Raw genomic sequence first — 16,519 nt, 5'->3', positions numbered from 1 at the left:
ATCTCGTTTTGTCCGTCTTCTGAGTTGAGGTATTCTTCATCTTTTGGATTATTGATATACCCTGTTTCAACTAAAACAGATGGCATAGCACTATGGCATAATACATATATACCCTGTTCTCTGATTCCTTCGCTTGGCCTTCCATCGGTTTGAACAAACTCGTTGTTGATCAGGTTTGCCAGGTTTATACTTTGCTGCCTGAATTTTCTCTTATATTCGTTTGCCAAAATAGCTGTAATGGGATCGTCGGGGTCTGAATCAACATCTGTTTCAGATTCTTCTACCTGGTAGTTGCGTATCGAGTTTTCTTGTTCTTTTAACCGCCATAAACCATATACCAATAATAACACACCTTTACCAGAACGGTCTGGTATTTCTACCGTTTGATAAACTGGTTTATGGTGTTTGGTGCCAATTTTTTCGCGTACTCTTCTGCCCGATAGCGAGTTACAGTGTAGTGAGATAAATAAATTTCCTTTGTTTTGATTGGCAATTTCGGYACGCCTTTCCCAGGACACATCATCTTCAGTTGTACGTGTTAAAACTACCTTTACACCCGCCATATCTTTTTCTATAGCTTTTTGCAATTTTAAGGCAATGGCAAGCGTTACATTTCTTTCTAAGGAAAAGGAGCCGGATGCACCAGGAGAATAATGACCTTCATTACCTGAACGCTTCACGCCATGTCCTGCATCGATAATAATAGTTTTTATTTTAAAACCGCTATTAATAACAGTATCTGTTTTTATGAAACCATAAGTTGTAACCGGAAAATATGAAACAAGTGCCAGCAAAACCGATAAACTATAAATGAAACTTTTCAATGCCCTATTTTTCATTATTTTTGAACGCTGTTAACTATATCTGCAAAAATACTATTCATAATCAATTTTGAAATTCATATCTCTTCTTTTTCTGCTTGCAATTATTTTGACAGTAAACGTACTTGTTGCTGAAAGCAAAGGTACATTTATCGGGCATAGCCACAAATTAGCTGCGGATACCATCATCAAACTCGACACCACTAAAGCCAGAGATAAGAAACTCCTTAAAGTTAAGAAATCTAAGCCAACTAAGCCAACTCAAAATGCCGATGGCCAGGGCTTAGGCAATACCTTTAATATAAACCCTGCCGCCGATACCGTTCTTAAAGTTGATACTCCAAGAAATAAAGTTGACACCAATAAAAATAAAAGAATAAACGGAAAGCAGCCTGCACCGGTTAATAAAGGTGCGTTACCTGCAGATGATACTACCAAAAAAAAGGGGGGCATACAATCAGAAGTTAAGGCAGTAGCAGAAGACTCCACTATTGTTGATAATGAACATGATATTTTATACCTGTATGGCCGCGCCCGGGTAACCTATGAGGATTTTGAGTTGGATGCCGATTATATAAGGGTTGATCAGAAAAATCACCTGATTTTTGCAAGCGGAAGCATCGACCCCCGTACCAAACGATACATTGGAAGGCCATTATCCAAATCAAAAAGCGAAAAGCCCGTAGCATCCGATTCGTTGTTATTTAATTACACAACCAAAAAAGGAAAGCTTTATAACCCTGCATCAGAGCAGGAAGGAAACTTTATATCTGGCGGGCAGGCAAAAAAGCTAAATGAAACTGAGGTTGCTTACCGTAATGTGATTTTCAGTACCTGCGATTTGCCTTATCCTGATACACATTTTGGTATAGTGATAACAAAGGGCATAGGTGAAAAAAACAGGATCATATCCGGGCCGGCCTACCTGGAAATAGAGGGGGTGCCGTTACCATTGGCCATCCCGTTTGGTTTCTTCCCTAAACCTAACCAGCGAACATCCGGGGTTATTTTACCCACTTTTGGCGAAGACGCAAAGCTGGGCTTTAAACTGGCTGGTTTTGGCTACTACCTGGGTCTTAGCGATTATATGGATTTAACCACAACAGGTACAATTTACTCCAAAGGGTCATATGAAGTAAACTCTACTGCAAGGTACCTGGTACGCTATAAATATACCGGTAACTTATCTTTAAGTTATGGGTCACATAACTACGGCTTGCCCGGCGATCCCCCGGCGAAGGATATACACATTGACTGGACCCATTCCCAGGATCCTAACGCCAACCCGGGTTCAACATTCAGCGCGTCAGTTAACGCGGGTACATCTGGTTATTTTTCACGAAATCCGTCAAACTCAAATTATAATGTGGTGACTGCCGCGCAAAGCAGCTTGCGTTCAAGCATATCTTACGGAAAAACATGGGCCGGTACACCCTTTAATATGAGTATAGGTCTTGGCCATAGCCAGGATATAGCCAATAAAACAATTACCATAGAGTTACCAACTATAGCCTTTGGTATGTCGTCCATTAACCCTTTCGATTCAAAGGATAGGGTAGGTGAGCAAAAATGGTATCAAAAAATAACGGTTAGTTATAACATGAACGCTACCAATAAGGTAAATAACATCCCCGAATCGGAGTTGTTTAAAAGCACAGTTACCAAGCGTTTACAAAATGGATTTCAGCACCAGATTCCTGTAAGTTTGGGTTTAAATGTGCTTAAATATTTTCAGTTTAACAGCAGTGTAAATTATACCGAACGCTGGTATTTTCAATCAGTAAATAAAAGATTTGAACGCGGCAGTATCTCCAATTCAGACCAGTTGCTTGTTGATACTATTCAAGGGTTTAAGCGTGCCGGTAATTATAGTCTTAGCACCGGTCTGTCAACCAAATTGTATGGTACATTAAATTTTAAAGGTAATTTAAAAGCAATAAGGCACGTAATGACTCCATCTATCGGTTTTGGTTATACGCCGGATTTCTCGGATCCAAGCTATGGGTATTATAAAACCGCTGTAAGTAATGCAAGTGTACCATACCCGTACACTTATCAAAAATACTCCATTTTTGAAAACGGAGTTTATGGCTACCCATCCAGCGGCAAGCAGGCTGGTATTAGCTTCTCATTGGATAATATGATTGAGGCCAAATTAAAAGCAAAAAGTACGGATACATCGGGTACCGATAGAAAGATCACCCTGTTGCAGGGGCTATCTTTTTCAACATTCTATAATTTCGCAGCCGATTCCATGAAGCTTTCAAATATTCAATTTTCGGGGCACACGGCCCTGTTTAAACAAAAAGTGAATGTTAGCTTCAGTGGTTCATTTAATCCGTACGTTATTAGTGTACATGATTCTATTTCAAATAACGCCATCGTACGCACCAGTTCGCTTGTTAATAAATACAGGTGGTCTAATGGTCAGTTCCCTCAATTAAGTGCCGTCAGCATTTCTATGAGCGGTAGTTTAAACTCCACTACAGCCAAAGCACCGGGCACCCCTAATGTAAATACTTTACAAAATGTTGGAGCCCAGCAGGCACAGCGACTGGCATTGATCAATAGCGACCCTAACTCATATGTGGATTTTAATGTTCCCTGGAACATATCGCTTAACTATAGTTATAGCTATAGTAATTATTTAAATAATGTATCTACAAGTAATACGCTCATGATTAGCGGCGATGTAAGCATCACGCAAAAATGGAAGATTCAATATTCAACAAACTATGATTTTAAAGCTGCCAAGCTAAGCAGCGCCACCTCTTTTTCCATTTATCGCGATTTGCATTGCTGGGATCTTTCGTTTCAGTGGGTGCCATTTGGCTATTTAAAATCATACAACGTTACCTTAAAGGTTAAATCAACCATTTTGCAGGATTTGAAACTGAGTAAACGAAACGATTATTCAAGTAGCAGAAATTTTTATTAATTAATATGTTGGCAGAGATCATAACCATTGGTGACGAAATACTCATCGGACAAATTGTTGATACCAATTCGGCCTGGATGGCTAAGGAGTTAAATAAGATAGGTATCAGGGTTAAACAGATCTCGTCGGTATCTGATGATAAAGATCATATACTTAAAGCCCTGGCCGAAGCTGCAGCACGAGCAAAAATTATATTTATTACGGGAGGCCTGGGGCCAACAAAAGATGATATCACCAAGAAAACACTGGCCGAATATTTTGGTGTCGGCCTTGTTGAAAATAAGGAAGCACTTGAAAATGTGGAACGTATTTTTGCTAAATACAATCGCCCTTTGCTTGAAGTTAACCGGTTGCAGGCACAAGTACCTGCAAATTGCGAGATTGTATTAAATAAAAACGGCACAGCGCCGGGTATGTGGTTTAACCATGAGGGCATTATTTATATTTCAATGCCGGGCGTCCCCTTCGAGATGATGTACATGATGGAAGACGAAGTGATTCCTAAAATAACTACTACATTAAAGCTGCCATCGATTATTCATAAAACACTTTTAACCGTAGGTGAGGGTGAATCATTTTTAGCCGAGCGGATAGCTGATATTGAAAACGAACTCCCATCTTACATTAAATTAGCCTATTTACCTAAATTGGGCCAGGTTAGGTTGCGTTTAAGCGCTTTTGGTGATGATGTTTTACAGCTTCAAAAACAAATTGATGAATTTGCGGGTAAAATAATCGAACGCATCGGGTCTGTGTTTGTGGTCGACCGGGATATCCCACTCGAAAAAGCTATCCTTGATGAAATGGTCGGAAGAGGTCTTACATTATCTATTGCCGAAAGTTGCACCGGCGGATATATTTCGCATTTGTTTACGCAGCATGCAGGTTCATCAAAAGTGTTTTTGGGTGGGGGAATCACCTATTCAAACGGGTTAAAAGAGCATATTTTAGGGGTAAAACACCAAACACTTGAGCAATTTGGAGCTGTAAGTGAACAAACTGCAAGAGAAATGGTTGAAGGTGCACTATTAAATTTTAAGTCGGATTTTGCCATATCTGTAACAGGAGTGGCCGGGCCTGATGGCGGTACTGCAGATAAACCTGTTGGTACAGTGTGGATTGCAGTTTCTGGTAAGGACAAAATGTTAATAAAGAAATACACATTTGGCAATAAAAGACAGCAAAACATTGAACGGAGCGCTGTAATGGCATTATCAATGTTGAATACTTTGCTAACAGAAGTTGCAGATTAAGGCTCAAAATGCATAATTTTGGGCAAAAGTATAAATTGTAAAAATGGCCCAATACCAACTGTTATTGCCAAAAATGGGAGAAAGCGTTGCGGAAGCAACTGTAATTAAATGGAATAAAAACCCAGGAGATCGCGTTGATGCCGACGAAGCAGTAATGGAAATTGCAACAGACAAAGTTGACTCTGATGTGCCTTCTCCTGTATCTGGTAAATTGGTTCAACAACTTTACCAGGTTGATGATGTAGTACAGGTAGGAGCAATAATTGCAATTATAGAAACTGAAGAACAAGAGGCAACTCCTGTGTCAGAAGCACATCCGGCCCCCCCGGTTGAAGAACCCTCATTAGTGCAACACACTAACATAGAAGAACAAAAAACGGTTGTGGAACATATTCCCGCTGAGGAGGCCCCTGCATCAATAGAAGGGCAACCCGAAGAACAAACACCGGTTGCTGAAACCGCCGAAGTTATTGAAGAAACACCGGCAATTGCGGTACCGGCAGATATTCCTGGCATTAGTCAACTCGAACAAAAAAGTGCTTCGGTTTATGAGCAGGCATTTAAAAGCGAAGGAAGGTTTTATTCGCCCCTTGTACGCAATATTGCGAGCCAGGAAGGTATTGGTATTAATGAACTTGATAGTATCCCGGGAACTGGTTCGGAAGGCCGCCTTACTAAAGATGATCTGTTAAGTTATATTGAGTATAAGCAAACACCGGCTGGTCAAAAAACTCAAACAGCTGTACAGCAGCCTGCGTGGAGCGCGCCGGTTATCAGTGAAAATGGTTCTGTTGAAGCAACAAGTGTTGCAGTACCCGCAAGTGAGCCGGCAACAGCTCCACTACCAGAAGCGCCAAAAGCTGCAACGCCGGCAGAAAAACCAGCAATAAGTGAACCTTCATCGGTAGGTTCAGTTTCGGGTAGTGATGAAATAATTGAAATGGACAGGATGCGCCGCCTTATTGCCGATCATATGGTGATGAGCAAGCATACCTCGCCACATGTTACCTCGTTTGTTGAAGCCGATGTAACCAGCCTCGTGCTATGGCGCGAAAAGATAAAGAATAGCTTTGAAAAACGTGAAGGCGAAAAAATAACCTTCACCCCGATATTTATTGAAGCTGTAGTTAAAGCCATCAGGGATTTCCCAATGATCAATATTACCGTTAACGGCACACAGATCATTAAAAAGGCTAATATCAATATCAGCATGGCAACAGCACTGCCAAGTGGTAACCTTATTGTGCCTGTAATTAAAAAAGCCGACCAACTAAACCTGCTTGGAATAACCAAGGCAGTAAATGATCTTGCAAACCGGGCCCGGATTGGAAAACTACTGCCGGATGATGTACGGGAAGGTACCTTTACTATCACCAACGTAGGTTCGTTTGGCAATGTGATGGGTACGCCTATTATTAATCAGCCGCAGGTAGCTATCCTGGCAGTAGGTGCTATCAAGAAAAAACCGGCTGTAATTGAAACCCCTGAGGGTGACGTTATCGCAATCCGTCACATGATGTTCTTGTCGTTATCATACGATCACCGTGTGGTTGATGGTGCGCTGGGCGGATCATTTGTACGGCGCGTTGCTGATTACCTGGAGAAATGGGATTTGAACAGGACGATATAATCCTTACCATATAATGCAAAAAAAACAGGTTAAATCAGCCTGTTTTTTGCGTTATATAATGTCTTCTCTAAAATGCCAACTCATTGATTATTAGGGTTGATGTGTTCCGGGTATGTTTTTAATAAAAGTTAAATAGTTGATAATCAAGGTAAAGGCGTTCCAGGCCGTTCCATGCGAACCAGCGTTCCGGTGGAACACCTGAGTACAAATCTGTCATGCTATTTCACCAGCTCAAATCCCCAATCTTTCCCTTTATCTACAGCCGGTACGCCTTTGGCCATCCAAACGGGCATAGGGGCGCCTTTTAAATAGTGATCAAAAAACTGCTGTTCGCGGATAGTGATATCCTTACGGTTTTGGCGCTGTACCAGGTTATGGGCTTCGCCGTTGTATTGCAATAGCCAAACAGGTTTATTAAGCCGGCGCAAGGCTGTAAACATTTCTATACCCTGGTACCATGGCACCGCGCCATCAGCATCATTACTCATAATCATAAACGGGGTTTGCACCCTGGGTAACTGGAAAAGTGGTGAGTTTTCAATATACAGTTCTGGTTTTTCCCAAAGCGTGGCGCCAATCCGGCTTTGTGTTTTCTCGTATTGGAATTGCCTGTTAACACCAGATTCCCAACGGATACCACCGTAAGCTGATGTCATGTTGGCAACAGGGGCGCCCGCCCATGCCGCGGCATACATATTGGTTTGGGTTATGAGGTATGCCACCTGGTAACCTCCCCAGCTTTGTCCCTGGAGGCCTATATGGGCGCCATCAACCCAGGCATTTTTCTTTAACGATTCAACCCCCGAGTTAACAAATTCAACGGCTGATGCACCGGGATGGCCGGTTTCATAGCTTATATCCGGTGCAAAAACTAAATACCCGTTACTTACAAAAAACGAAATTGGCAAACGCGAAGGGGTTGGGGCAGGTGCCAGGTAATTATAAAGTCCATCCGAAAGTTTTTCATAGAAGTATACAATCATGGGGTATTTTTTATTCGGGTCGAAATCTTCGGGTTTGTATAAAATACCTCTGGATTTATAGCCCTTTGGGGTTGTCCATGTTACAAGTCCGGCTGTGCCCCAATTATATTGAACCTGCTGGGGGTTAATGTTGCTTAGCTTTATCTCCTTTTTCAGATCCGTTGATACATAAAGGTCGGGTGGTAATTTATAATTGCCTTTGGTATAGATGTAAACTGCAGCATTCTTTGCTCTCCAAAGGTCACCATAGCTCATTTTGCCCATATTTACCTTTTCTGGCGTGTTTTTGCTTTCAGGTGTTTTTACAAAATATCCCCATTGTTTTGTTTCCTCATCCTGCGCTAACAGCCACATTACCTGTTTTGACGGAATAAATTTTTGTTCAGGATCGGCCATATCGTACCTGATGATCAATTTGTTTTTACGACCGATACCATTGGTAAAGTTGATTGCAATACCAGTTGCCGGGTCGATGCTCCAGATATCATACCGATCGTAGATCATTACAGCTTTGTCACCCTTTGTCCAACCGGCTAAACCGTAATCAGAGGCATAGTTGGGTACATCATTCAGTTCATCACCCATTTTTGCGCCGATTGATTTGGTAAGGTTGATTTTGGCACCTGTGGCAATGGAGTATGTATACCATTGCTGATCCTTAAAATTGAACCAGATCACATATTGCCCATCAGGGGAGATCTTGTAATGCGCTTTTAACCCTTCACTGATCAACCGTTTATTGCCGCTTTTGGTATCTATTAAAATGGCTTGTTGTTTGGTATCGCCCTCCCATTGTGATTGTACACGTGCGCCGGTATCGGTAACACCTAAAACATACCTTGCATTTTTATTTTCGGCTACAAAAACTTCCTGTATAGCTTTGCTGCCTAATTGTAGCTGTTTGGATTCGGGATCTTCCGGGCGGATAACCGCGAGGTAACTTCGTTTAAGTTCGGTTTGAAGGTTTTTAAGCTGCTGCGGCTGCAGGTAATCATCTTTGTAGTTCCAGATATCAAGTTTAGCCACTTCAAAATCAACAATAGTAGTATCGGCGGGTTTCGGTATAGGAGCAGTACCGAAAAATAAATTAGCGCCGCTTTTACTAAAATAAACTTTTCCGTCGCCACTTACCGCCCATTTAGCAGGCATAGTTTCCAGACCTTCTGCGGCAATTACCGTTGCGCTATCCCTGGTTAAGTTATAGTAATATAGTTTAAATGGCTTTACCAAGGCCTTCTCGGGGTTTTTCTCGGCGGTAAAAGCTACCTGGCGACAGGCATCATCAATAGTGATACTATGGTAATTACCCCTGCCTGTACTGATAACTTTAAGCGTGTTTTTTTCGATATCAAATACATATAATCCCGAAACGATCTCTTTTTGTTTTATCGGAGCAGTAACGGCAAATGCTAACAGCTTGCCGTTTTTGCTTAGCTGATAATCTGTAACGTATTTGAAGGTGCGGGTTGTTTTGCCCATTAATTGCTTTACGGTCAAATCAGCCCCTTCACGGGTTGGCGGTGCAATGGTTGTACTTACCGCCTTTTTTGAAGTATCACTGGATGCGGGCTTTTTTAGTGTATCTCCGGCTGCAAGGTAGGCGATAACATCGGCGTTCTCGGCTATTTTAAAATTTCTTACAGCGGGAATTTTTGTGATGCCTTGTGTTGCCAATGAGATAAAACCCAGGGTATCTTTAGGGAATTCGGCTGGTTTTTTCTTCCTGATCTTAGCCTGGCGGGTATCCTTAAAAAATGGCCTTATCTGGAATATAGCAAATTTGCCATCGCTGGTGAAACGGGCGGTATCAGCCCTCTGGATATGGATCTTGCCCGTATTTTTTGAATTGGTGATCACCAGTTCGGCATCACCCTCCTGTGGTTTTATCACATAAAGTATCCATTTCCCATCATTACTTATCCGCTGACCGCTAATACTTTGCCATCCATCGAAAACGGAATGATCCAATGGTTTCTTTGAAGTTTTTTGAGCAGAAACACAGAAGCAGATTGCTGATAAAAAAATAATCAGTAAAATTTTGCGCATATCAACCTTGTTATGCACTAAATATGCTCAAAATTGCCCGTTTATTAAAATTAGTTATGGGAAAGTTACAATGGTGAGTGGTGAGTGGTGAGTGGTGAAAGGTGAGTGGTGAAAGGTGAGTGGTGAAAGGTGAAAGGTGAAAGGTGAAAGGTGAAAGGTGAAAGGTGAAAGGTGAAAGGCATTATGTTAAGTTAAGTAATGCCTTTCACCTCAAAACTATATCATCGCCTTATTTAAAGCTTTTATTGCCTCAGCAAAATCTTCGCGCGCTACCAGGAACTGGATATTTACTTTACGTAGGGCAAAACCACAGCTTTTTATATTAATGCCTTTTTGAGCCAGGGCTGTTGCTGATTTTGCCAGCAAACCCGGTTGATCCATATTTGAACCGATCAAACAAACCATAGCCATCTTCTCTACAGTTACCTTTTCGTAATCATCCTCCAGCTCCTGTATCAATTTTTTATTATAGTCTTTATCCCATATCACAATAGAAATACTGTTGGCACTGGTGGCCTTAAAAGTATAGCTTACGCCATATTTGTAAAACAGCTGCATGATATGAAAATCGGTACCTACGTTGCCCACCATCGATGGGTCGTAAATGTCTATCATCATCACCCTTTCTGTACCGGTAATTACTTCTACGCGCTTTTTATCACAAATATATTCGCGGGTTATTAGTGTGCCGGGGTGTTCTGGCTGAAATGTATTTTTTATGCGGAGATCTATGTCATTAATCTCCAACGGCTTTGATGCTTTGGGATGGATAGCCTCCATACCAACATCAGCCAATTGGTCGGCCACGTCATAATTGGTGTTTCCAACCGGAAAGCAATTTTCAACCCCAACCAGTTGAGGATCGGCTGTGCATAAGTGATATTCTTTGTGAATAATGGCTTCCTGTGGTTTTACAGCTACCGCGATTTTGCTGAAGGTGACTTCAGAATAACCACGATCAAACTCGCGCATGATACCCTCTGTACCTTTAGCATAACCGGTTACTATACTGATGGTATTTTCAAAATCGATATGCTGCAGGTCTTTTTTTATACGCTGATCTATGGTGAACGACCGATGGTCATGAAAACCGCTCAAATCAACAAAAGTTGCGTTGATGCCCATATTTTGCAGGATATTGGCAAAGTTAAAAGCTGAATGACTTTCGCCAATTGATGCCAGGATCTCTCTGGCTGCCAGTAAAATATCATCTTTGTTTACGTAGCCGGATGCCAGGATGTTGGCTATGTTTTCCAGGTAGGTTTGTGCATCTTTAAGGCGTTGCTCAATAAAGGCATCGGCTTTGGCAATGTTTAAACCAAGGCTTTCATAGTTTTTGTTGATCTGTTTTAGCTTAATAATAAGTCCGTTTAAGGGCTTATGAAAGTCCTTGTAAGTTGCCAGGCGATGGTAAACCCCCGGCGCGCCGGTCTTTTTATTCTCCAACAGGAGATTAGTCACTCCCGAAAATGCCGATACTACAAATATGCGGTTGTATAATTGCTGTCCGCTACGCTCAAACAGGATGATGTTTTTAATAACATCGCCCAACGCGGTCATGGATGTACCGCCGATTTTTTCTACTGTTAACATGTCAAAAAATAAACGCTTTTAAGCGTGTGTGCCAAAGTCATACCCAATGCCGCTGAAGGTATAAGCACTTTTAAGTAATTATATATTAGGTTTTTATAATTGGTTAGTATTATAATTCAATTATCAAAATGATAGCTGGTTTATCAAATTAATGATCATCTTTTTTATAAAGATCACCGGCTTTCTCGGCAGATAGTTTTATACCCTTTATCATGGCCGAACTGAAACCGTTATGTTCCATCTCATTTAAGCCGGCAATGGTGCAGCCACTTGGCGAAGTAACCTTATCAATTTCCTGTTCGGGGTGCGACGATAGCTGTAAGAGCAAATCAGCAGCACCTTTGGCAGTTTGCGCGGCCATTTTTAAGGCATCACCCGCATGAAAGCCAATTTCGGTACCGCCTTGTGAAGCCGCACGGATAGAACGCAGGAAAAAGGCTATACCGCAGGCGCAAAGCGCGGTAGCCGACGTCATCAATTCTTCATTGATCTGGATACTTACGCCCACGGTATCAAACAGTGATTTAACCAGGTTAATGTTTTTATTGGTACCGTTATCGGTAGCGATACATGTCATGGAGTGGCCTATGGCTATAGCTGTATTAGGCATAGCGCGTATTACCTGTACATTAAGATCAAGCTGCTGGCGGATATCATTGCAGCTTACTCCTGATATAACAGAGATTAAAAGTTGTTTTTCGGGCTTTATTGAAGGCCGTATTTCATCTAATAATTTGTTTAACTGCTGTGGCAATACCGCCAAAACAATAATATCGGCCTTTTTAACGGCTTTTAAATTATTGTCGGTTGTATAATATCCCAAAGCCGAATATTCGGTCAGCGCTGCCACATTTCTGCGTGTAAGGGTAATTTGCTGGGGTTTGCAAATACCTGCTTTAACCAACCCTTTGGCTAATGACAGCCCGATGTTTCCAGAGCCCAAAATGGCTATTTGCTGTGATGCGTTCATGCGTTTTTACTTAAACGTGTTCCAAATGGTTTGTTATTCTTTAAATTTCCCAATTCATCGCTTTTGCCAATGATAACGGCTTTTACACCGCAGGCTATTGCGGTAAAAGCATTGTCAAGTTTGGGCAGCATGCCACTGTGTATAATGCGTTCTTCCTTTAGTTTTTCGTAATGTTGCGGGTTAATTTCCCTTATCAGCGAATCTTCATCATCAATATCCTGCAATACGCCCTTTTTTTCAAAACAATAGATCAGCGTGGTTTCGTATAAAGAAGACAAATTAACAGCCAACGCCGAGGCTATCGTATCGGCATTGGTATTTAGTAACTGGCCCTCGCCATCGTGCGTTATCGCGCAAAAAACCGGAGTGAAGCCTGCTTCCATCAAACGGCTGATATTACCCGGATTGATAGAGTTTTCGTCGATATCGCCAACAAAACCATAATCAATGGTTTTAACCGGTCGTTTTTTGGCTCGTATAAAATTACCGTCGGCCCCGGTTAAACCTATAGCATTATTGCCAAAGCGTTGTAGTTGAGCCACTATATTTTTATTAATCAGTCCGCCATAAACCATGGTTACAACCCTTAACGTTTCAATATCGGTTATCCTCCGGCCATCAACCAACCGTGCTTCAATGCCCAAATCTTCGGCAACCTGGGTTGCAACTTTGCCCCCGCCATGTACCAATATTTTAAATCCGTCTAACTTTTCAAAATCCTTTAAAAAATGATACAGGTTTTCTGAGTTATCTATAACGTTTCCGCCAATTTTTATTACATGAAGCGTTTTTTTTACTGCTATTTTGGTTGGTTTTATTGAAACGGTCTCACTTTTGTTCATTCTTCACATTAATTTAATAATAGCATTGCCAATTTACTACCATTTTTAATAAAAATCTGTTAAAAGTAGGAAATTATGCTGTATTTTCTACTTAAATGACTAAGAAATGATTATTTATTTACAGTATTGTAAGTTTACAATTTGATTATGAAATAATTAGTAAACTTGGATTTAAGGCATTAAACTTGTTGTAAAATTGACCTATGGATAAAAAGAAGAGTGCTAAGCCCCGTATAGTAATTGTTGGCGGCGGATTTGGCGGACTTGAAGTAGCTAAAAATTTGAAGGATGCACCGGTAGATGTTTTGCTGCTGGATAAACATAATTACCATACTTTTCAACCCTTGCTTTACCAGGTAGCCGCTGGTTCTATCGCTGCAGATTCCATTGGTTTCCCTATACGCAGGATTTTTACCAAGCAGGATAACTTTCGCTTTGCGCTTGCCGAAGTTCAGCAAATTCATCCTGAAACCAACACACTTACAACTGATATAGGTACTATATATTACGATTACCTGGTTGTAGCTACAGGGTCAAATACCAACTTTTTTGGCAACAAGGAAATTGAGCATTTTGCTATGCCGATGAAGAATATCCCGGAAGCGCTGAACTTACGCAGTTTGATCCTTCAGAACCTGGAGATGTCGTTAGTTACCAAAGATCCCGAAGAAAAAGCTGCACTAATGACCTTTGTAGTAGTAGGTGGCGGCCCCACCGGCGTTGAACTTTCGGGTGCATTGGCTGAGATGCGTCAGCTGATTTTGATGAAGGATTATCATGGCTTAAGAAAGCATGATATGAAAGTTTATCTTGTTGAAGGTAAGCCAGATTTACTTGCTGCGTTTTCTCCGGCTGCATCAGCAAAAGCAAAAAAATTCCTGGAAGAAATGGATGTAACCATTTTTAATAATGTGCATGTACAAAGCTATGATGGCGGACAGCTTAAAATAGATGATGGTACTATAATACTTACCCGCAATGTTTTGTGGGCTGCCGGTGTAAAAGGTGAGGTACCTGCGGGGTTGCCTGAACAGAGCATTGCCAGGGGAAACCGGATACAGGTAGACGAAGTAAGCAGGGTAAATGGTTATGCCAATATTTTTGCCATAGGCGATGTGGCAGCTATGATAACACCCGAAACCCCAAACGGGCATCCTGGTGTGGCTCCGGCTGCTATACAGCAAGGGGAATGGCTTGCCAAAAATTTGGTTAGTATTTTAAGCGGGGAAGTTGCAGTTCCGTTTAAGTACAAAGATAAAGGCTCCCTGGCTACTATAGGCCGAAACAAGGCTGTTGCCGATTTAGGTAAAATTCATTTACAGGGTTTTGTTGCATGGTTGCTTTGGGGTTTTGTGCATTTAATGTCCTTAGCTGGTTTTACCAATAAGGGAACAGTGTTTTTTAGCTGGGCTATCAATTATTTTGCTAAAAACAGCGATAACAGGTTAATAGTGCGGTATTTTGATATAGAAACCCGCATGACAGATCCGGAATCCAAATAAAAAGGCATCAGTTTTAAAACATTGTAGCGCTTATTTTATTAATAAAAAAGTAAGCGCCTATGGATCTGTTTGTTGTAATTACTTTATTGGTTATTGTAAGTGCCTTTTTCTCCTATATAAATGCACGTTTCATTAAACTCCCGGGTACTATAGGTACCGTTTTGATAGCAACCATTGTGTCAATTGTTATATTGATTGTTGATAAGTTAGATTCTTCTACAGCTAAATATTTAACCACACTCGCCAAAAATATCGACTTCTCCAAAGTGGTGCTTAATGTTATGCTGGGGTTCCTGCTTTTTTCAAGCGCGTTCAACCTTGATGGTGCAAAGCTTAAAAGAGAAATGCGCCCGGTGTTTATATTAAGCACATTGGGGGTATTACTATCTACCACTATTTTTGGGTTTCTTTTATATTACCTGGCGCCTTTTTTTCATATTCATATGCCGCTCATGTATTGCTTCTTGTTTGGAGCACTGGTTTCACCAACAGATCCGGTAGCGGTATCAGCAATCGTAAAAAATTCAAAGCTTCCTACCCACCTCGAAACCATTATCTCGGGCGAATCGCTGTTTAATGATGGCATAGGATTGCTCCTGTTTGTGATTATTTTGGAGATAACAAAGGTTGGAGAGGATAATATTGAGGCATCAAAGGTTTTAATGCTAATAGTTAAAGAGGTTTTTGGGGGCATATTGGCCGGTGCGTTCATGGGTTACCTTGCCCAGCGACTGATGAAATCGGTTAAGGATTTTCAAACCATCGTATTGATCTCGTTAGCACTTGTTATGGGCTTATCGGTACTGGCAACTATTTTTAGTTTCTCGATACCTTTATCAATAGTAACCGCGGGCCTGTTTGCAGGCAGCCACTCCATAAACCAGGATAATAAAGAAAGATCGCACGAAGCGTTGGAGAAATTCTGGCAGCTGGTTGATGAAATGCTGAATACTATTCTGTTTGTAATGATAGGTTTACAGCTAATTAACTTACCGTTTGTAAATAATTACTGGGTAACGGGCAGTATATCTATTGTGTTTATATTATTGGCCCGTTGGTTAAGTATTATGTTGCCACTAACTTTTTTACGCCAATCCTTAAAAGTAAATTACAGTAATATTAATGTAATGACATGGGCTGGTTTAAGGGGGGCTATATCTATTGCGCTGGCTTTAACATTGCCGGCAACAGCTTACCGCCATTTGATCTTATCCGGCAGTTACTTTATCGTAATATTCTCAGTAATTGTACAGGGGCTAACGCTTAACGCCATGATCAACAAGGCGTCGAAATTTATAGGTTAAGCTATTTTAATTTCGACATATACCTTGCTATTTCACTTTCATTGGTGTCGGGACTTTTTTCTAAAGAATTAATGATATTTTCTTTTTCTAAGGCCGATCGGTTTTGACTGAGCTTCTGTTTGGCCTGCAGCTCATCCACCACAATTTCAAACGCAACTATGCCTTTCATCATTTTTTGTTTGTATTCACCAGGTAAGCCATTCCATTGCTGAAGATAAGCTGGTTCGTAATAGCTTATCATTTTAGCAAGCAGCGCAGCAGTTTCTTCACCTTCGGGGATGAGTGTTGCCTTGCCGTAGGCATGCACCGCTAAATAGTTCCAGGTAGGTACGTTGGTTTCCTTTTCGTAATTAGTGGGTGATATGTAGGCGTGAGGCTCGGTAAATATTACTAAAATTGGTTTATTAGTTATATCCAATGCCTGCGGATTTGCCTTCGCAAAATGCGAGAGCAAAACTATTTTATCATCGCGCAGCTCAATCAAAAAAGGGAGGTGTGTAGCCACCGGTATATTATTATCGGCTGTAACTATGGTAGCAAAGCTGTACCGTTGCATAAAGCTGATAGCTTCCTGCTGATCGGGAAATTTATTGAAAGAAGGTATATACATTGCAAAGAGTCAGGATATAAGATTCAA

General features: G+C 41.2%; 11 protein-coding genes. 5 read left to right on the top strand and 6 right to left on the bottom strand.

Annotation, left to right across the window (positions count from 1 at the left end):
* On the bottom strand, window positions 1–824 hold an 824-nt coding region (locus AC1DO4_RS25190; protein ID WP_477420454.1), incomplete at its 3' end, for an N-acetylmuramoyl-L-alanine amidase family protein.
* A gap of 67 nt (window positions 825–891) precedes the next feature.
* On the opposite strand from AC1DO4_RS25190, the gene AC1DO4_RS25185 reads away from it, so the two are divergent.
* From AC1DO4_RS25185 to AC1DO4_RS25175, 3 genes are read left to right on the top strand one after another with little or no spacing between them, the layout of a single operon-like run.
* Complete coding sequence (locus AC1DO4_RS25185; protein WP_477420452.1) at window positions 892–3,759, top strand: putative LPS assembly protein LptD; 2,868 nt, start codon at window positions 892–894, stop codon at window positions 3,757–3,759.
* Window positions 3,760–3,764: 5 nt separating this feature from the next.
* Window positions 3,765–5,012, top strand: a complete 1,248-nt coding sequence (locus AC1DO4_RS25180) for a competence/damage-inducible protein A (RefSeq protein WP_477420450.1) — start codon at window positions 3,765–3,767, stop codon at window positions 5,010–5,012.
* Between the two features lie 43 nt (window positions 5,013–5,055).
* Window positions 5,056–6,642 (top strand): dihydrolipoamide acetyltransferase family protein, encoded by a 1,587-nt coding sequence (locus tag AC1DO4_RS25175; protein WP_477420448.1) that lies wholly within the window; start codon window positions 5,056–5,058, stop codon window positions 6,640–6,642.
* 218 nt (window positions 6,643–6,860) lie between these two features.
* Here the strand turns inward: AC1DO4_RS25175 and AC1DO4_RS25170 are convergent, their stop codons facing one another.
* From AC1DO4_RS25170 to argB, 4 genes are all read right to left on the bottom strand, one after another.
* The gene (locus tag AC1DO4_RS25170) at window positions 6,861–9,593 is read right to left on the bottom strand and encodes a S9 family peptidase (RefSeq protein ID WP_477420446.1); all 2,733 of its coding nucleotides are present in this window, start codon (window positions 9,591–9,593) and stop codon (window positions 6,861–6,863) included.
* Window positions 9,594–9,887: 294 nt separating this feature from the next.
* Complete coding sequence (locus AC1DO4_RS25165; RefSeq protein ID WP_477420444.1) at window positions 9,888–11,264, bottom strand: aspartate kinase; 1,377 nt, start codon at window positions 11,262–11,264, stop codon at window positions 9,888–9,890.
* Between the two features lie 148 nt (window positions 11,265–11,412).
* Window positions 11,413–12,234 carry a pyrroline-5-carboxylate reductase gene (gene proC, locus AC1DO4_RS25160; RefSeq protein ID WP_477420442.1) on the bottom strand — a complete coding sequence of 274 codons (822 nt, stop codon included), beginning with the start codon at window positions 12,232–12,234 and terminating at the stop codon, window positions 11,413–11,415.
* Window positions 12,231–13,076 carry an acetylglutamate kinase gene (argB, locus tag AC1DO4_RS25155; protein ID WP_477420440.1) on the bottom strand — a complete coding sequence of 282 codons (846 nt, stop codon included), beginning with the start codon at window positions 13,074–13,076 and terminating at the stop codon, window positions 12,231–12,233. Before argB ends, proC begins: the two co-directional genes overlap by 4 nt.
* Window positions 13,077–13,279: 203 nt before the next feature.
* Between argB and AC1DO4_RS25150 the strand changes: the two genes are divergently transcribed.
* On the top strand, window positions 13,280–14,578 hold the full coding sequence (locus AC1DO4_RS25150) for an NAD(P)/FAD-dependent oxidoreductase (protein ID WP_477420439.1): 1,299 nt from the start codon (window positions 13,280–13,282) through the stop codon (window positions 14,576–14,578).
* Between the two features lie 59 nt (window positions 14,579–14,637).
* Window positions 14,638–15,882, top strand: a complete 1,245-nt coding sequence (locus tag AC1DO4_RS25145) for a cation:proton antiporter (protein ID WP_477420437.1) — start codon at window positions 14,638–14,640, stop codon at window positions 15,880–15,882.
* A 1-nt stretch (window position 15,883) separates the two neighbouring features.
* Here the strand turns inward: AC1DO4_RS25145 and AC1DO4_RS25140 are convergent, their stop codons facing one another.
* Entirely contained in the window at window positions 15,884–16,492 is a 609-nt protein-coding gene (locus AC1DO4_RS25140; RefSeq protein WP_477420435.1) for an FMN-binding negative transcriptional regulator, read from the bottom strand.
* Window positions 16,493–16,519 lie beyond the last annotated feature (27 nt).

The organism is Mucilaginibacter sp. P5_A6, assembly GCF_056400585.1.
This window is presented reverse-complemented; position numbering and strand designations above follow the sequence as displayed.